The following is a 17802-nucleotide window of genomic DNA, read 5'->3' as shown; positions in this document are numbered from 1 at the left end:
GGCAGCGACACGTCGGCGGATTCAACAGCCACGTCCGTCCATTCCGTCGCGCTTTGGCGCAGCCGACCCTCCGATCGTGTGCTGCCCATCGTCATCGCCGCCCGATCCTCGGCAGCGCCGATTCCCCCTCGCTGAGAGCGGAATCGGACGCGAACGTCTCCGGAGCGAAGCTCAGGACTGCTCGGCGGTCAGGAGCAGTTTGCGCACCACCGGGTGCTCGACTTTGCGGTGCGCGAGGATCGCATAGAAATGTTCGACGACGTCCGGACAGCGCCCGAGCAGCGTGAGTCCGCGTCCCTGCGGCAGTTCGTCGAACGACCATTCGGGCGCGGGGAACGCGCCGAGCCCGCTTTCGCCAAACGTGGCGAGGAGCGCGCTGTCCTCGAATTCCCCGACGATCCGCGGGCGGATGCCGTGGCGCGCGAGCCAGTCATCGAGCCGCGCCCGCACTGCGGAGTGAGTCGTCGGCAGCAGCAGCGGCAGCTGCGCGAGGCACGCGGGGAACTCGCTTTCGCGTCCGTCGAGCAGTATCGCGGGCGCATACCACGCGAACGAAGCTTTTCCGAGCCGATGGCTGAACACCCGCAGGTTCGGGTTCGTCGGGGCCGGGCGGTCGGCGAGCACGACGTCGAGCCGGTGGCGGGCGAGGTCGGCGAGCAGGTCGTCGAAGCTGCTCTCGTGGCACAGCAGCCGCAGGCCCGGAGTCTGCACCGCCGGCTGCAGCAGGTGCCGCACCGCGAGCTTCGGCAGGCTGTCGGCGATGCCGACGCTGAGCCGCACGCCCGGCTCCGCGGCCGCTTCGCGCACCGCTTCCGGCAGCGCTTCGGCGAGCTGGAAAATCTGTTCGGCGTAGCGCACGGCAGTCGCGCCGGCTTCGGTGAGCTCGACGCCGCGGCCCGCGGAGCGAAAAAGGGCGTGGCCGAGCGAATGCTCGAGCTCCCGCACCTGCGTGCTGACGGTCTGAATCGCCATGTCGAGGCGCTCCGCGGCGCGCGCGATCCCGCCTTCCTTCGAGGCGATCCAGAAATAATAGAGGTGGCGAAAGTTGATGGGGTACATCGTGGACTTCCTTTTTTACGAAGTGAAACTACGCCGAATTAAGCTTCAAAGGAAGTCCGATGTGAACTATCGTCGTCCGGTCATCACTCAACAGGAGGATTGCGATGGAGGTGCAAGTCGAATCCGGCCGCGCTGCCGGCATGCGGTTCAGGAACGCGATCGAGGCCCGGCTGCGTTTTGCGCTGCGCCGCCTGTCCTGGCTCGTTCCCCACGCGACCGTGCGCCTGTCGGACCTCGGCCGCGATGCCGGTCCGGACAAGTGCTGCGAGGTCAGGCTGAAAGTGGTCGGCACGCGCGATGTCGTCGTCAGTGCGATCGCGCGCGACTGGCTGCAGTCGATCGACGACGCATTGAAAGGCGCGGCGCGCCGGCTCGAGCGGCAATATCGGCGCACGTACGCCGCGTGACGTGCGGTCCCTGCGCGACGAAAGTGGTGCGCGACCTACAGTTTTCCCGAATTCAATCGACCGGAGTCCTTGCTACATGAAACGCTTTTTCCTCACCCTTTTCGCCGTCGTGCTGAGTGTAGGCCTGACGCTGCCCGACGCCGAGGCAAAACGTCTCGGCGGCGGAAAATCCTTCGGCGCTCAGCGGGATGCGACGACGCAGGCGCCAGCCGCGCCGATGGCCCGGAGCGCCGATACGGCGCCGAATGCCGCTGCGACGGCGGGGCAGGCCGCGAAGAAGAGCAGCTGGATGGGTCCGCTGGCCGGCCTTGCGGCAGGTCTCGGTCTCGCGGCGCTCGCGTCGCATCTGGGCATGGGCGAAGGACTTGCGAACATCCTGATGATCGCGCTGCTGGCGCTGGCGGCGTTCGCCGTGTTCCGCCTCGTGATGCGCAAACGCTCGACCGCGCCGGCAATCCAGTACGCGGCAGCGGGGGCGGGCGGCGGAACGGTCGCGATGCCGGCCCAGGCTTCCGGGGTTGCGGCGGCGGCTGCGCCTTCCGGCGCAGGCATGCTTCCGGCAGGTTTCGATGAGGGCGCTTTCGTGCGCCAGGCGAAGCTCAACTTCGTGCGCTTGCAGGCGGCGAACGACGCGCGCAACCTCGACGACCTGCGCGAATTCGTCACGCCGGAGATGTTCGCGGAGCTGCAAATGCAGATCCAGGAGCGCGGCGACGCCGTCCAGCGCACTGAAGTGGTCGATCTGCATGCGGAAGTCGTCGGCTACGCCGAAGAGGCGCAGCGTCACCTCGTCAGCGTGCGTTTCCACGGCCTGATCCGTGAAGAAGCGGGGGCGGCACCGGTCGAGTTCGACGAGCGGTGGCATCTCGCGAAAGCGCTCGACGGCAGCTGCGGCTGGGTCGTCGCCGGCATTCAGCAGTCCGATTGACGCGATTCGGGCGGGCGAGCTTCGTTGCCGTCCGCCGAAGCTGTTCAGGCCTTGCGTTTGCGCGACGCGAAAGGACGGCGCCATTGACCGGGGCGCTTGTCCGGACGCTTCGCGTCGTCGTCCGCGCTCTTGGGTTTCGGCACCAGCATGTTCTTGCCTGCGCCCTGTCCGGCGCTGCGGTGCGCGAGGATCGCTTGGGCCAGTTGCTCCTCGGTGAGCACGATCGGAGCGTGTTTCCCCGCCGGCTCGTACGCCGAGAGCTTTTCCCGCACGCTGAAGATGCGTTCTGCGGTTTCGGCTTTCTTCGGCTGGCCGGCCAGGATCTTCTGCGCGTCCGACGTCAGCGTGAAGCGGCCGTCCACCTCATCGATCAGACCGTGTGTCGAGAGGCGGTGAAAGGCGTCGCCCAGTTTCGTTTCGGAAGGAATGGCGCCCTGGATCAGGTCGGCCGCGGCCATGACTTCGGCGAGTTCGGCCGGCCGCCGTTTTGCAGACAGGGCGAGGGCGAGCAGGAGGAGCGCATCAACATCGTGGACGGGGTGCATCGAAAAACCTTTGAAAACCTGCGGAAGAAAAACTGTCCGGCGCACGGCGCCGGACGTGACTGTACGGAGGCGCGAACTGGCCGGCAACGTGGCGAGGCCTTCCCGACGTTGGGAGTGTAAGGGCTGGCGCGGCAATGCCGAGCCCGATTCGCGATTCGACGTCGATCTTCGTCGGCAGCGGGGTTTCGACGCAGCGCCGCACCTCCATGACGGCGGTTCGCGTCTTCAGGCCTCGTCCTTCGGGTTCAGCACCGCCTGGTTGACGATCACGCGCGCGTCGACGATCGCGTACCCGTTTTCGTAGAGGATAACCGGGTTGAGATCGAGTTCGGTGAGCTGCGGATAGGCGGCAACGATGCTCGACACTTTCAGCAGCAGGTCGATGAGCGCTTCCTTGTCGATCGGCGCGTCGCCGCGCGCGCCCTCGAGGATCTTGCGCGCCCTGATCTGCTCGACCATCGACCGCGCGGCGTAACGCGACAGCGGAATCGCGCGGAACGCGACGTCTTCGAGGATCTCGACGAATATGCCGCCGAGGCCGAACATCAGCACCGGGCCGAAGATCGGATCGCGGCTGACGCCGATGATGACTTCGATGCCCTGGCGCGCCATCGGCGTGACCAGCACGCCCTTGATGTCGGCCGAGGGTTTGTACGCATGGCACGAGCCGATGATCTGGTCGAACGCTTCGCGCAGCGCTGCCCGGCCGTGCAGGTTCAGCTTGACGCCGCCCGCGTCGGACTTGTGCAGGATGTCCTTCGACACGACTTTCATCACGAGCGGCCGGTCGCCGAAGCGGACGGCGACTTCGTCGAGTTCGTCGAGATCGCGGACCAGTGCTTCGGCGGGCACATCGACGCCATGCGCCCGCAGCAAGGCCTTGGCTTCGAACTCGAACAGGTCGCGAGCCTCCGCCTGGGCGGTGGCGAAAATCGCCAGCGTGGTGTCGTTCGGCACCATCGCCGGCAGCGGCGCCTGGTTTGCGGCATCCCTGAGATACACGCCGCGTTCGCCGAGCGCCGCGAGGACGCGCACCGCGTATTCGATCGACGAATACACCGGCACGCCCGCTTCGTGCAGGCGGCGCAGCGCCGGAGGCTTGACCGGCGCGTAGAGGCTATACACGACGACCGGCTTGTCGATCCGGTGCGCGAGCTCGATCATCGACTCGGCGCCGCGCATTTCGCCGCCGAGCAGGTCCTCGGCGAAACGGATGTGGTAGCCGCCGAACATGCCGACGAGGAACACCGCGTCGACGTTGTCGTCGTCGGCGACGATCGCCAGGCACTCGGCGAGCAGCGCAGGGTTCGCGTCGCTGCTGCCGGCGACATCCACCGGGTTCACCAGCGAAGCCTGCGGCAGCAGGATCGCGCCGAGGCGCTTTTTCGTCACCTCTCCGAGTTCTGCGAGCTCCAGCCCCGCTTCGACAAGGCGGTCGGACGCGATCGTCGCCTGGCCGCCGCCGTCCGACACCACCACGACGCGCTTGCCCGGCGCGTGCTGCAGCAGGCCCAGCCCTTCGGCGACCGGCAGGATCTCGTTCGAATGCTGCACGACGCTGACGCCGACCTGGCGCAGCAGGTCGACCGTCATCGCGTAGCTGCCGGCGAGTGCGCCGGTATGCGAACTCGCCGCTTTCTTGCCCTGCTCGGTCGCGCCGGATTTGTATACGACGACCGGCTTGACCGCGCTGATTTCGCGCGCGTTGTGCAGAAAGCGCTGGCCGTCGCGGAAGCCTTCGACGTAGAACGTCGCGACCCGGGTGTCGGGATCCTCGCCGAGGTAGCGCAGATAGTCGTTGAAGCCGATGTCGGTCTGGTTGCCCGGGCCGACATAGGTGCTGAAGCCGACATGGCCGTTGTGCTCGGCTTCGAGCACCAGCGACAGCAGCATGTTGCCGGACTGCGAAATGAAGCCGATGTTGCCCGGCTTGACGTTCGTCAGCGCCAGCAGATTGACTTTCCTGTGCAGGTTGAACATGCCTGAAGTGTTCGGCCCGATGAGGCGCACGCCGCCTTCGCGCGCCGCGGCCAGCACCTGCTGTTCGAGCCGCGCGCCGGCCGGCCCGGTCTCGCGGAAACCGCTCGCGAGGATGGCGGCGCCCTTGACGCCTTTGCGGCCGCAATCGGCAACCAGGCCCGGTACCGTCGCGGCCGGCGTGCAGATCAGCGCCAGGTCCACCGCGCCGGGGATGTCGTCGAGCGTCGCGTAGGTCCTGACGCCGAGCACGTTGTCCACTTTCGGGTTGATCGGGTAGATCGCGCCCGGATAGCCATCCTTGATCAGCCCGACCATCGCCTTGTAGCCGCGCTTGGTGGGGTCGGTCGAGGCGCCGATGATCGCGATCGAGCGGGGGGCGAGGAAATCGTGCAGCGGGCTGGTTCTGGGCAACGGCGGGGCGAGCTCCATGTCATTCTCCCCGGAAAACCGGCGCGCGCTTTTCGGCGAAGGCGTCCACGCCCTCCTGCCAGTCGCGCGTCGTGCCGACGAACATCATGCCTTCGAGCTCGGCAGTCAGCGCGGCGTCGAAGGTGCGCTCGGCCGCCATGTTCAGCTGCTCCTTCGCGAGCTGCATCGAAAACGGCGCCTTGCCGGCGATGCGGCGCGCGAAGTCGCGCGCGGCGTCGAGGAAGCTTTCGTCAGGCAGCGCGCGGTTCGCGAGCCCGATGCGCACGGCTTCGGCGGCGCCGATGCGCTCGCCGAGGAATACCAGCTCGCGCGCTTTCGCCAGCCCGACGAGGCGCGGCAGCAGGTAAGTGACGCCGCCGCCGAGGAAGTTGCCGATCGAGATTTCCGGCAAGCCGATCTGCGCGCTTTCGGCCATCAGCACGAAGTCCGAAGCGATCGCCATTTCGGCCCCGGCGCCGAGCGCGAAGCCATTGACCGCGGCGATCACCGGCTTGCCGAGCTGCAACAGCCGCTTGCACACTTTCTGCTCGCCCTGCAGGTACTGGCGGCGCTCGAACGGCGTGCGGCCCGCCTTGTGTTCCTTGAGGTCGGCGCCGACGCAGAACGCGCGGCCTTCTCCGGTGAGCAGCACGACGCGCGCTTCCCGGTCGGCTTCGGCGCGGCTCAGCGCCGCATTGAGTTCGTCATACAGCTGCGCGGTCACGGCATTGAGCCGGTGCGGGCGGTTCAGCCGGATCTCGGCAATGCCGTCCGTCATGTCGTACAGGATTGTCTCGTAATTCATGCTTGTCCCTGGGGCAGAGGTTGGGGCTCGAACGGGGGATTGAGCGCGGTGCGGCGCCGGCCGCGCGCCACGGTCATTATCGGCCGCTGCCGACACGCGCCCAAACGGAAGTCGACAGCGAGCTGCGCTTTTTCGGCCAGCCCGTGCTCGGGTCGAACCTCGCGGGCCGCGATATCCGCGACAGGGCGCGGCAGAGCCGGCACGTGATCAGAGCCTGCGGCAAGCTGCTCGCCAACGCAGGGGCGGCCTGAAGTCACTCCGGCAGCGCGAGGTCCGCGATCACCGCGGCGAGGAACCGCGCCGCTTCGCCGCCGGTCACGACGCGGTGGTCGAACGTCAGGCTCAACGGCAGCACGCGGCGCACGGCCGGTGCCCCGTCGATCGCGAGCACCTGTTGGTGCACGCGGCCGGCGCCGAGGATCGCGACGGTCGGCGGCATGACGATCGGCGCTGCGTACTTGCCGGCGATCATGCCGAAGTTCGACAGCGTGATCGTGTTGCCGCGCAGTTCGTCGGCGGGGATCTTGCGTGCGATGACGTCGGCGCGCATCCGGTCCAGGCCGCGGCGCAGGTCGTTCGCGTCGCGGTTCGCGACGTCGCGCAACACGGGCACGAACAGTCCTTCGGCGAGGTCGATCGCGATGCCGACGTCGATTTTCGCGAGCACGCGGCGTCCCATCGTGTGGCTCTCGTACCACGCGTTGAGCGCCGGCTCGGCCCGGCAGCCCGCGACCAGCGCCCGCACGAGGCGGATCGTGACGTCGCTGTCCGGCAGCCACGCGTCGATGTCGGCGTCGTCGACGACCGTCGCCCCCGCCACTTCGCTTTGCGCGAGCGCCATGTTGCGTGCCATCGCGCGGCGCACGCCGCGCAGGATCTCCGGTGGTCCGACGTCGGCGAGGATCTTCGCGACGCGTTGCACGTCAGCCGTCGTGATCAGGCCGTCCGGCCCCGACGGCGTGACCATTTCGAGCTCGACGTTGAGCTGGCGCGCGAGCGCGCGCACTGCCGGCGTCGCCTTGATCGTCGCCGCGCCGCCGCCGACGGGGGCGGGCGCTTCCGGCGCGAGCTGGTGGCCGACCTGCACTTCACCGACGACGGTGCCGGTGTCGCTGTCTTCGGCGGTGCCGGCAAAACCGACCAGCGGCGCGCCGACATGCACGATCTGTCCCGGCTGGCCGAACAGCTTCTCGATGCGGCCCGAATGCGGCGAAGGGATCTCGACGATCGCCTTGGCCGTCTCGACCGACAGCAGCGGCCGGTCGGCCTCGATCTCGTCGCCGGCCGCGACGTGCCATTCGACGATTTCCGCTTCCTGCAGGCCTTCGCCCAGGTCGGGCAGTTTGAAGATCTTCATGCGCCCTCCAGCGTCTTGTGGACTGCCGCGACGATGCGTTCGACGCTCGGCAGATACTGGTATTCGAGGCGCGCCAGCGGCACCACCGTGTCGTATCCGGTGACGCGCTGCACCGGCGCGAGCAACGTGTAGAGGCCCTCTTCGGCGAGATTGGCGGCGATTTCGGCGCCGAAACCCCCCGTGCGCGCGGCTTCGTGGACGATCACGCAGCGCCCGGTGCGGCCCACCGATTCGAGTATCGTTCCCATGTCGAGCGGCTTGAGCGTCGCCACGTCGATGACTTCGGCCATGATTCCCTGCTGCGCCAGCGTGTCGGCCGCGGTCTGCGTTTCGTGCACCATCGCGCCCCAGCTGACCAGCGTCACGTCGCTGCCCGAGCGCAGCGTGAAGCACACGTCGAGCGGCAGCGCCTCCCCGTCGTCGGCGACTTCCTGCTTGAACAGACGGTACAGCCGCGTCGGTTCGAGAAAAATCACCGGATCGGGGTCGCGGATCGCCGCCAGCAGCAGGCCGTAGGCCCGCGACGGCGACGACGGGATCACGACGCGCAGCCCCGGCACGTGCGCAAACAGCGCCTCCGGGCTTTCCGAGTGGTGCTCCGGCGCGTGGATGCCGGCGCCGCATGGCGAACGCAGCACCAGCGGGCACGACAGCCTGCCGCGGGTGCGGTTTCGCAGGCGCGACGCGTGGTTGATGACGTGATCGAACGTCGGGTAGATGAAGCCCGAAAACTGGATCTCCGCGACCGGCTTCAGCCCCATCGCCGCCATGCCGATCGCGGTGCCGGCGATCGCGGTTTCGGCGAGCGGCGTATCGACGACGCGCGCGGCGCCGAAGCGCTGCTGCAGGCCTGCGGTGGCGCGGAAGACGCCGCCGTTGATGCCGATGTCTTCGCCGAGCAGCACGACCGCCGGGTCTTGGGCCAGCTCGTGCGCCAGCGCGTGGTTGATCGCTTCGATCAGATTGAGCTCAGCCATGGCTGCCTCCCTCGTGCGGTGCGAACCGCAGCGCCATGGCGCGCTGTTCCTGTACGGCCGCCGGCAGCGTGCGGTACAGGTGATCGAACATCGCTGCGGGAGTCGGCGGCGGCGTCGCGAGATACGTCTCGACGGCAGCATTGACCGCTTCGTTGCATTCCCTGACGAGCTGTTCTTCCCGCTGCGGATCCCACGCGTTCAGCTGCACGAGGTAATTGCGCAGGCGCACGACCGGTTCGAACGTCCAGTGCTCCTGCACGACTGCCGGATCGCGGTAACGGCTCGCGTCGTCGGCGGTGGTGTGGTCGCCGAGGCGGTAGCTGAGCGCTTCGATCAGGCTCGGGCCGCCGCCGCTGCGCGCTTTCTCGATCGCTTGCCGCGCTGCGTGGTGGACGGCGACGATGTCGTTGCCGTCCACCTGGCAGCCTTCGATTCCGGCGGCGATCGCCTTTTGCGCCAGCGTCTGCGCGGCGCTCTGCATGCTGCGCGGCACCGAGATCGCCCACTGGTTGTTGTTGACGACCACGACCAGCGGCGCTTTCCATACTGCGCCGAAGTTCAGCGCTTCGTAGAAGTCGCCTTTCGACGTGCCGCCGTCGCCCAGAAAACACACCGCGACGCGCGCTTCCTGGCGCAACTGGAATGCATATGCCGCGCCCGCTGCGTGGCAGACCTGCGTCGCGATCGGCACGCAGATCGGGAAGTCGTCGCGCGGCCCGGCGAAATCGCTGCCGCGCTCGTCGCCGCCCCAGTAGAGCAGGCTTTCGGCCATCGTGACGCCGCGCATCAGCTGCGCCGCGTGGTCGCGGTACGACGGCACGAGCACGTCCTCGGCGCCCATCGCGGCTGCGACCCCGACGCCGATCGCCTCCTGTCCGAGCGCCGACGCGAACGTGCCGAGCTTGCCGGTGCGCTGCAGCGCGATCGCCTTGGTGTCGAAAGTGCGCGTCAGGACCATCGCGCGATACAGCGGAATCAGTTTTTCCGCATTGAGGGCGAAATCCGGCAAAGGTTGGGTCGCTTCGCCCCGCGGATCGAGGAAGCGCGTGTAGTCGATCTGGAACCGACCGATGGTGGTCATCGCAAGCTCCTTGTTTCTGTCAGTCTAGACCACCCCATGCGGGATGCAGACTGACTGACACTCCAACTGCATCGGAATATTCCGGCTGGCGCCGCGAATCGGTGTCTTTGCTTGACCGGCGGAAGCGGCAATGACACATCGCTGCGGCATGCGCTTTATGGACACTGCCGTCCATCCCGCCGTTCCCGAACGCGGCCGAGTCGCCGCCGTTCAAGCGGCCTTGCGACGCAGCCGCAACGCGTTGGTGACCACCGATACCGAGCTCGCGCTCATCGCCAGCGCCGCGACCAGCGGCGACAGCAGCATGCCGGTGAAGGGATACAGCAGGCCGGCGGCGAGCGGCACGCCGAGCGCGTTGTAGATGAACGCGAAGGCGAGGTTCTGGCGCATGTTGCGCACTGTTGCGACCGACACGCGGCGTGCGGCGGCGATGCCGCGCAGGTCTCCCTTGACCAGCGTGAGCTGCGCGCTCGACATCGCGACGTCGGTGCCGGTGCCCATCGCGATGCCGACATCGGCGCGCGCGAGCGCCGGCGCGTCGTTGATGCCGTCGCCGGCCATCGCGACGGTGCGGCCTGCGGCCTGCAGCTTCGCGACCAGATCGTCCTTGTCCTTCGGCTTGACTTCGCCGAACACTTCCCCGATGCCCAGGCGCTTGCCGACCGCGCGCGCGGTCGTCAGGCCGTCGCCGGTCGCCATGACGATGCGCGTGATCCCGTTCGCGCGCAGTTCGTCGAGGGCCTCGGGCGTCGTCTTCTTGACTGGGTCGGCGACCGCGACGAGACCCGCCGCGCGGCCGTCGATGGCGAGCATCATCACGCTCGCGCCTTCGCTGCGCAGCGCTTCAGCCTGTTCGGCGAGGTCCTGCCACGCGACGCCCTCGTCGTCCATCAGCGCGGTGTTGCCGAGTACGATCTTGCGGCCTTCGACGATCCCGCGCACGCCAATGCCGGACGACGATTCGAAGCTGTCCGGTTTCGACAGCGCCAGCCCCTGGCGCCGTGCCTCGTCGACGATCGCGTGCGCGAGCGGATGTTCGCTGCCCTGGTCGAGGCTCGCGGCGATGCGCAGCACTTCGTCCCCGCTCCAGCCGGGAGCGGCGACTGTCGCGTGGAACGCCGGCTTGCCTTCGGTCAGCGTGCCGGTCTTGTCGACGATCAGCGTGTCGACGCGGCGCAGGTTCTCGATCGCCGCCGCATCGCGGAACAGCACGCCCTGGGTCGCGGCGTTGCCGGTCGCGACCATCACCGACATCGGCGTCGCGAGGCCGAGCGCGCACGGACAGGCGATGATCAGCACCGCGACCGCGTTGATCAGGCCGAAGGCCCACGAAGGTTCCGGGCCGAACAGCCCCCAGCCGAACAGCGTCACGAGCGCGATCGCGACGACCACGACGACGAAATACCCCGCGACCTGGTCGGCCATGCGCTGCATCGGCGCGCGCGAGCGCTGCGCCTGCGCGACCATCTGCACGATCTGCGCGAGCACCGTCTGCGAGCCGATCTTCTCGGCCTGCATCACCAGCGCGCCGCTGGTGTTCAGCGTCGCGCCGATCAGCTTGTCGCCGGCGCGCTTGTCGACCGGCAGCGGCTCGCCGGTCAGCATCGATTCATCGACTGCGCTCGCCCCTTCGAGCACGACGCCGTCGACGGGCACTTTTTCGCCCGGCCGCACGCGCAGGCGGTCGCCGGAGTGCACATGGGTCAGCGGGATGTCTTCCTCGCTGCCGTCGGCGTTGAGCCGGCGCGCGGTTTTCGGCGCGAGGCCGAGCAGCGCCTTGATCGCCGCGCCCGTCTCGGAGCGCGCGCGCAGTTCGAGCAGCTGGCCGAGCAGCGTCAGCGACACGATCACCGCGGCGGCCTCGAAATACACTGCGACGTGGCCGCCGATGCGGAAGGACTCGGGGAAGAGGCCCGGCGCGACCGTGGCGACGACGCTGTAGCCATAGGCTGCGCCGACGCCGGTGCCGATCAGCGTCCACATGTTCGGACTGCGGTTCGCGAGCGACTGCGCCCAGCGCACGAAAAACGGCCAGCCGCCCCACAGCACCACGGGGGGCGCGAGCAGCAGTTCGACCCACGGGCGCGCGGCGCCGAGCAGCGGATCGAACAGCCCGCCTGACATGGCGATCAGCGTCACCAGCACGGTCGCCGGCAGCGTCCACCAGAAGCGTCGTCGAAAGTCCGCGAGCTCGGGGTTTTCACCTTCCTCGAGTTCCGGCAGCACCGGCTCGAGCGCCATCCCGCATTTCGGGCAGCTGCCGGGGCCGATCTGGCGGATCTCCGGGTGCATCGGGCAGGTGTATTCGGTCCCGGGAGGCGCGGCAGCTTCGGGTTCGGCCGGCGCCGGGTGCAGATAGCGCGTCGGCTCGGCGCGGAATCTGTCGAGGCACTTCGCGCTGCAGAAACGGTACGTCTGCCCGTCGTGCGTCGCGACGTGCCGCGAATCGGGTTTCACCGTCATGCCGCACACCGGATCGATCGTGGGGGCAGGGGGCGCGGCACGTTCGGGACGGTCGTGGCGATGATGATCGTGTGCCGGGGGAGGACGAATTTCACTCATGAGGATTTTCTCCGCGCGCCCGGCGTGACGCCGCGTAGATCGCCGCCGGCATGCTGCAGCACGCGCTCGCCTTCGCGTTGCGGTGAGCGCGCTCGTTCGCCGACATCCACATCCGTAATCGCAGCAGCAGGTCCTTCAACGTGCCGAGCATCGCGGCCTCCTCCGTTCAGCTCCGTGTGCGGGGCGGCCGAACAACTGCCGTCCCGGATGCAACGACGCTCGCCCGCCCGCTGATGATAATTCCCTGGCGCGTCAGGGCGTCTGTTCCCTTCCCCTCTGTATCCTGTCCAGGCGCTGCTCGATCTGGTGCATGCGCTTCGCGAGAGCCTCGACTGAAGGGCCGCCCGCGCCCGGACCCATCATTCCCATTCCCTGCATCATCCCCATGCCCTGCATCATCGCCGGGTCGCCCATCATCGGGCAGCCCGTCTGGCCCGCCGCCATCTGCCGGCCCAACATCATGTTCTCGCGCATCGTCTGCATGTGCTCCATCAGCAGTTTCTGCCGCTCCTCGGGACTCCTGGCTGCGGCGAGGGCATCGAGTTGCGACTGCATCGTGGTCGTGTTGTCCCGCATTTTCTGCACCGTCGTTTCGGGCGTCGAGGTGGAGACGGCGGGCGCCTGATCCGGGTGGTGCGCATCGTCGGCATAGGCGGGCAATGCGAGGGCCATGGATAGTGCGAGTGCGGACAGGATCGTTTTCATGATTCTTTTCCCAAGTGGATGAAGACCGACGAATTGATCGCCAGCCCATGCAGCGCTTCGCTGCGCGGCCGAGCGCGCGCGCCTTGTGCGTCGAAGGGGTGTGAATCCGCATGATCCGCTCCTGTTGCTGTCCATGAATCCATCATAGGCCGCCGGGGGTGACGAGGGCCTGACGCCGGGATTACATTCCTGTAATCTTGGCCGCGGCGCGTCGAAAAGGCGTTCCGTGGCGGCAGCCGGGCGGGCGGTCGACGGTGCGCCCGCTGGCCTGCCTTACTTGATCGCGAAACGCGCTGTCGCCGGCGCCTTGCCGGCGAGCGTGACGACGGCGACGGCCTTGGTGCCCGGGACGAGCTGGAAGCTGCCCTGGGTTGTGAAGCGGTTGTCGCCGGCAGGCGCGAGGTTCGCTTCGCTCTTGTCGGTGCCGTTGAGCAGCGTGACTTTCGCCGTCGCGCCGGTGGTGTCGATCTTCTTGCCGTGATCGTCGAGGTAGAGGCTCAGTGCGTCGGGGGTCGCGACGAGCTCGTAGACGACTTCCTTCACTTCGACGACCGTTCCGCCATGTTTCGGGGCGAGGTCGTGTCCGGCGCCGGCGAAGGCGGCCGGGGCGGACAGGATCGCGACGGCGGCGAGAAGGGTGGCGAGAGGGGCGGTCAGAGTCTTCATGGTTTCTCCTTCAGGGTGGGGGAGGGGCGTTCACGGGGAACATCAGTACGCGTCCTTGCCGGCCGCGGCGACGAGGCGCTCGATCGGCTCGCGGCCGAACAGCCACACCATCGCCGGCGTCAGGAAAGTGTCGAGCAGCGTCGAGCTGATCAGTCCGGAGAAGATCACGACGGCGACCGGATGCAGGATCTCGGTGCCCGGCTGCTCGGCTTCCAACAGCAGCGGCGCGAGCGCGAACGCCGCGACGAGCGCGGTCATCAGCACCGGCGTCAGGCGCTCGAGCGAGCCGCGCACGAGCATCGTGCGGTCGAATTTCTCGCCTTCGAACGCGCACAGGTTGATGTAATGGCTGATCTTCAGGATGCCGTTGCGCGTCGAGATGCCGGCAAGCGTGATGAAGCCGATCAGCGCCGCAACCGACAGCGGCTGGCCCGAGAGCCACAGGCCGATCACCGCGCCGACCAGCGCGAGCGGGATGTTCGCCATGATCATCAGCGCGAGCGCGGTGCTGCGGTAGCGGCTGTAGAGCACGATGAACACCATCGCCGCCGACACCAGCGACAGCAGGCCGATCAGGCGGCTTGATTCCTCCTGCGCTTCGAACTGCCCGCCGAGCTCGACGAAGTAACCTTCCGGCAGCGGCGTGGCTGCGATCACGCGGCGCACGTCGGCGACGACGTCCGACAGCGGGCGCTGCGACACATTGGCCGACAGCACGATGCGGCGCTTGCCGTCGTCGCGGCTGATCTGGTTCGGGCCGTCCGATTCGTCGATGTGGGCGAGCTTCGCGAGCGGCACGCGTCCGGCGGGCGTGTCGATCAGCACGTTGGCGAGGCCCTCGACCGAGCGCGCGGTGTCGGGCAGGCGCAGCACCAGGTTGAAGCGCCGGTTGCCTTCGATGACCTGCGTGATGCGTTCGCCGTCGACGAGCATCTTCAGCTCGGCGAGCAGCTTCGACGGCGGCAGGCCGTAAGCTTCGGCTGCGTCGAAATCGACGCGCACCTTGATCTGCGGAGTGAGCACCTGCTTCTCGATCTCGAGGTCGGCGAGGCCATCGACGCGCGCGAGGCGGCCTCTGAGCGCGTCGGCCTGCGCGCGCAGCGTGTCGAGGTCGTCGCCGAAGATCTTGATCGCGATCTGCGCGCGCACGCCCGACAGCAGGTGGTCGATGCGGTGGCTGATCGGCTGGCCGATGCCGATGTTCGCCGGCAGGCTCGCGAGCCGCGCGCGGATGTCGGCGTAAGTGTCGTCGAGCGGGCGGTCGCTCGCGGCGAGCTGGATGTCGAGCTCGGACGAATGCACACCTTCGGCGTGCTCGTCCATTTCGGCCCGTCCGGAACGACGCCCGACGTGGACGACCTCGGGGACTTCGACGATCAGCAGCTCGGCCTGCCGGGCGATGCGCACCGACTCGGTCAGCGTCGTGCCGGGGTTCAGGCGCAGGCCGACGAGCACCGTGCCTTCGTTGAACGGCGGCAGGAAAGTCGTCGGGAAGAACGGCACGATCGCGAGCGCGGCGGCGACCGCGAGGCCGGCGGCGCCAAGCAGCATTCGCGCGTGGTCGAAGCTCCACGCCAGCGCCCGCGCGTAGCGCGCCTTGAGCCACTGCACGAGCTTCGGCTCGCCGTGGCCGAGGCTTTTCATCCCGGGCAGCAGGTAGTACGCCATCACCGGCGTCAGCGTCACCGACACCAGCATCGACGCGAGGATCGACGTGATGTACGCGACGCCCAGCGGCATGAAGAGCCGCCCTTCGATGCCCGGCAGCGCAAACAGCGGCACGAACACCAGCACGATGATCAGCGTCGCATAGAGGATCGCCGAGCGCACTTCGAGCGTCGCCTTGCCGATCAGCTCGAGCGGATTGAGCCGCGGATGGCCTTCGGCGCCGCGCTGGCGGTCCTGCTTGAGCCGGCGCAGCACGTTCTCGACGCCGACGACCGCGTCGTCGACGAGCTCGCCGATCGCGATCGCGAGCCCCCCGAGCGTCATCGTGTTGATCGACAGGCCGAAGTAGCGGAACACCAGCACCGTCGTCAGGATCGACGCCGGAATCGCGACGAGCGAGATCAGCGTCGTCCTCAGGTTCGCGAGGAACAGATACAGCACGACCGCGACGATCGCAGATGCAGCAACGAGCTTGCCCTGCAGGTTGCCGATCGACGACTCGATGAAGTTCGCCTGGCGGAAAGTCACGCGCGGCGCCTGCATCCCGGCGGGCAAGGTCTTCTGCAACTCACCGAGCGCGGTCTCGATTTCGCGCGTGAGCTTGACGGTGTCGGCATCGGGCTGCTTCTGCACCGACAGGATCACTGCCGGCTCGCCGTTGAAGCCCGCGTCGCCGCGCTTGATCGCCGGCGCGAAGCTCACCGCGGCGACCTGCTTGAGCAGCAGGCTGCGGCCGTCGCGCGCGGCGACCGGCAGCCGCTCGAGATCGGGGAGCCGCGTCGTGTGGCCGATGTGGCGGATCAGGTATTCGCGCGCGTTCAGTTCGAGGAAGCCGCCGCTGGTGTTCGCCGAAAAGCCTTTGAGGGCGGCAGCGATGTCGTCGACCGTGACGCCGAGCGCGGCCATCCGCGCGGTATCGGGCTGCACCTGATACTGACGCACTTCGCCGCCGATCGGGATCACCTGCGCGATGCCGGGCACCGACAGCAGGCGCGGGCGCAGCACGAAGTCGGCATACTCGCGCGTCGCCATCGGGTCGATTTTCGACGGGTCGATCGGCATCGCGATCAGCAGGATCTCGCCCATGATCGAGCTGATCGGCCCCATCGCTGCGTGCTCGATGCCGGCGGGCAGCTGGTCGCGCACCGTCGTGAAGCGCTCGTTGACGATCTGGCGCGCGCGGTAGATATCGACGCCCCAGTCGAAGCTGACATAGACGAACGCGAGGCCGACCGAGGACACCGAGCGCACCGCGCTCACACCCGGCAGCCCGCTCATCGACACTTCGAGCGGGATCGTGACGAGCTGCTCGACTTCCTCGGGCGCCATGCCGCCGGCTTCGATCTGCAGCGTGACCTGCGGGCGGTTGAGGTCGGGGAAGACGTCGACCGGCGTGCGCGTCAGCGTCAGCCCGCCATAGATCATCATCACTGCCGCGAGTGCGAGCACCAGCAGGCGGTTGCGCAGGGACTGATGGACGAGCCAGTCGAACATGCCGTTCCCTTCAGCGGACCTGGTTCACGAGCGAAGCGCCTTCGACGACGACCCGGTCGCCGGCGGCGAGGCCGTCAGTGACGGTGACCGTTGCGCCGTCGAGTTGCCGGTAGCGCACCGTGCGCGGCACGAAACGCTCCGCGCTCGCATGCACCCACACGATCTCCTGGTTCGCCGGATTCCTGACCAGCGCCGACGACGGCAGCGGGATGCCTTCGATCGTTTCGCGGGTCTGCACGATCACGTGCAGCGGCTGGCCGACCGCGAGCGCCGGCGTGCGGCCGGGGACGGTGCGAAACAGCACCGGCAGCGCCTGATCGCGCAGCGCGCCGCCGGCGCCGACCCATTCGAGCGGGAACGTGCTGCGCCCGCCGTCGGCGGACGCGGACGCCGCGGCGATGCCGTTCGCCTGCGACGCGTCGTGCGCGATCGCTTCGACCTGCAGGCGCTGCGGATCGACGATCTCGAACAGCACTTCGCGCGCATCGACGACCTGGCCGGCGACGACGTGGCGGGCGGCGACGATGCCCGATACCGGCGCGACGAGCGCTTCGGTCGCGGTCAGGCTGCCGCCGACGGCGGCGAGCCGCTCGGCGAGGCTCGTCGCGCGCGCGCGTGCGGCGTCGATTTCCTTCCGCGGCACGCTGCCTTCGAGCGCTTCGAGGCGGGAAAGCTGCGACTTCGCGAGCGCGAGCTCGGCGCGCAGCCCAGCCGCTTCGGCGCCCTGGCTTGCGCGTTCCATCGTCCCGGCTGATGGCTGGACGACGGCGAGCACTTCGCCCTTGCGCACCGCCTGCCCCAACGTCGGCAGTCCACGCGGCCCGGCCTGGACGCGGCCGGCCACCGTCGGCTGCACGACACCACCGGCGTTCGGATCCATGACGACTTTGCCGACCCATTGCCAGGTCTGCGGCAGCGCTTGGGGTGCGGCGGGGCGGGTGCGCACGCCGAGCTGACGCTGCGAGCGCTTGGGCAGGAACACCGAGCCGTCGGGCTGGCGCTTCGGCATGTCGGAACCGACGACGAGCGGCGTCTCGTCGCCGTGGTCGTGGCCGGCGTCGGCAGCGACCGGTCCCGGCACGAGGAGGGCGACGAGCGTGGCCGCCGCGGCGAGCCCGCGCGCAGCGGGTGGACAGTGCCAGGTCTTCATCGAGGATCCG

General features: G+C 68.3%; 16 protein-coding genes. 3 read left to right on the top strand and 13 right to left on the bottom strand.

All coding sequences use genetic code 11. The features are described 5' to 3' along the window. Positions 1-171: 171 nt before the first annotated feature. Positions 172-1059 carry a LysR substrate-binding domain-containing protein gene (locus tag PA01_06715; protein ID KON81340.1) on the bottom strand — a complete coding sequence of 296 codons (888 nt, stop codon included), beginning with the start codon at positions 1057-1059 and terminating at the stop codon, positions 172-174. A 104-nt stretch (positions 1060-1163) separates the two neighbouring features. Between PA01_06715 and PA01_06710 the strand changes: the two genes are divergently transcribed. Both PA01_06710 and PA01_06705 read left to right on the top strand, forming a co-directional pair. Next, on the top strand, positions 1164-1466 hold the full coding sequence (locus PA01_06710; GenBank protein KON81339.1) for an HPF/RaiA family ribosome-associated protein: 303 nt from the start codon (positions 1164-1166) through the stop codon (positions 1464-1466). 76 nt (positions 1467-1542) lie between these two features. Beyond that, positions 1543-2394: a Tim44-like domain-containing protein gene (locus PA01_06705; protein KON81338.1), complete on the top strand. Its 852-nt coding sequence runs from the start codon at positions 1543-1545 to the stop codon at positions 2392-2394. Between the two features lie 44 nt (positions 2395-2438). On the opposite strand, the gene PA01_06700 is transcribed toward PA01_06705, so the two are convergent. The 3 genes from PA01_06700 to PA01_06690 all read right to left on the bottom strand — a co-directional run bounded on the left by PA01_06700 (position 2439) and on the right by PA01_06690 (position 6132). After that, positions 2439-3074, bottom strand: coding sequence for a hypothetical protein (locus tag PA01_06700; GenBank protein KON82355.2), 636 nt, complete (start codon positions 3072-3074; stop codon positions 2439-2441). Between the two features lie 90 nt (positions 3075-3164). After that, positions 3165-5348: an acetate--CoA ligase family protein gene (locus PA01_06695; GenBank protein KON81337.1), complete on the bottom strand. Its 2184-nt coding sequence runs from the start codon at positions 5346-5348 to the stop codon at positions 3165-3167. 1 nt (position 5349) lies between these two features. After that, entirely contained in the window at positions 5350-6132 is a 783-nt protein-coding gene (locus PA01_06690) for an enoyl-CoA hydratase/isomerase family protein (GenBank protein KON81336.1), read from the bottom strand. Between the two features lie 20 nt (positions 6133-6152). On the opposite strand from PA01_06690, the gene PA01_06685 reads away from it, so the two are divergent. Then, complete coding sequence (locus tag PA01_06685) at positions 6153-6383, top strand: hypothetical protein (GenBank protein KON81335.1); 231 nt, start codon at positions 6153-6155, stop codon at positions 6381-6383. Between the two features lie 2 nt (positions 6384-6385). Here PA01_06685 and PA01_06680 read toward each other — a convergent pair whose 3' ends face one another. The 9 genes from PA01_06680 to PA01_06645 all read right to left on the bottom strand — a co-directional run bounded on the left by PA01_06680 (position 6386) and on the right by PA01_06645 (position 17792). Beyond that, entirely contained in the window at positions 6386-7489 is a 1104-nt protein-coding gene (locus PA01_06680) for a 2-oxo acid dehydrogenase subunit E2 (GenBank protein ID KON81334.1), read from the bottom strand. After that, on the bottom strand, positions 7486-8466 hold the full coding sequence (locus PA01_06675) for an alpha-ketoacid dehydrogenase subunit beta (protein ID KON81333.1): 981 nt from the start codon (positions 8464-8466) through the stop codon (positions 7486-7488). The genes PA01_06680 and PA01_06675 overlap by 4 nt, the downstream gene beginning before the upstream one ends. Beyond that, the gene (pdhA, locus tag PA01_06670) at positions 8459-9547 is read right to left on the bottom strand and encodes a pyruvate dehydrogenase (acetyl-transferring) E1 component subunit alpha (protein KON81332.1); all 1089 of its coding nucleotides are present in this window, start codon (positions 9545-9547) and stop codon (positions 8459-8461) included. Before pdhA ends, PA01_06675 begins: the two co-directional genes overlap by 8 nt. A gap of 210 nt (positions 9548-9757) precedes the next feature. Continuing rightward, the gene (locus PA01_06665; GenBank protein KON81331.1) at positions 9758-12010 is read right to left on the bottom strand and encodes a heavy metal translocating P-type ATPase; all 2253 of its coding nucleotides are present in this window, start codon (positions 12008-12010) and stop codon (positions 9758-9760) included. Positions 12011-12101: 91 nt separating this feature from the next. Further along, positions 12102-12260: a hypothetical protein gene (locus tag PA01_18660; GenBank protein KAI5913059.1), complete on the bottom strand. Its 159-nt coding sequence runs from the start codon at positions 12258-12260 to the stop codon at positions 12102-12104. Between the two features lie 101 nt (positions 12261-12361). Further along, complete coding sequence (locus PA01_06660) at positions 12362-12814, bottom strand: hypothetical protein (protein ID KON81330.1); 453 nt, start codon at positions 12812-12814, stop codon at positions 12362-12364. A 273-nt stretch (positions 12815-13087) separates the two neighbouring features. After that, positions 13088-13480, bottom strand: a complete 393-nt coding sequence (locus tag PA01_06655; protein KON81329.1) for a hypothetical protein — start codon at positions 13478-13480, stop codon at positions 13088-13090. A gap of 42 nt (positions 13481-13522) precedes the next feature. Further along, a complete protein-coding gene (locus tag PA01_06650) occupies positions 13523-16642 on the bottom strand; it encodes an efflux RND transporter permease subunit (protein ID KON81328.1) in 3120 nt (1039 codons plus the stop codon). A gap of 10 nt (positions 16643-16652) precedes the next feature. After that, positions 16653-17792, bottom strand: a complete 1140-nt coding sequence (locus PA01_06645) for an efflux RND transporter periplasmic adaptor subunit (protein KON81327.1) — start codon at positions 17790-17792, stop codon at positions 16653-16655. Positions 17793-17802: the final 10 nt, after the last annotated feature.

This window comes from Azoarcus sp. PA01, from assembly GCA_001274695.2.
Taxonomy (GTDB): domain Bacteria; phylum Pseudomonadota; class Gammaproteobacteria; order Burkholderiales; family Rhodocyclaceae; genus Aromatoleum.
Note: the sequence above shows the minus strand (reverse complement) of the source record. Positions and strands in the feature narration are given on the sequence as shown.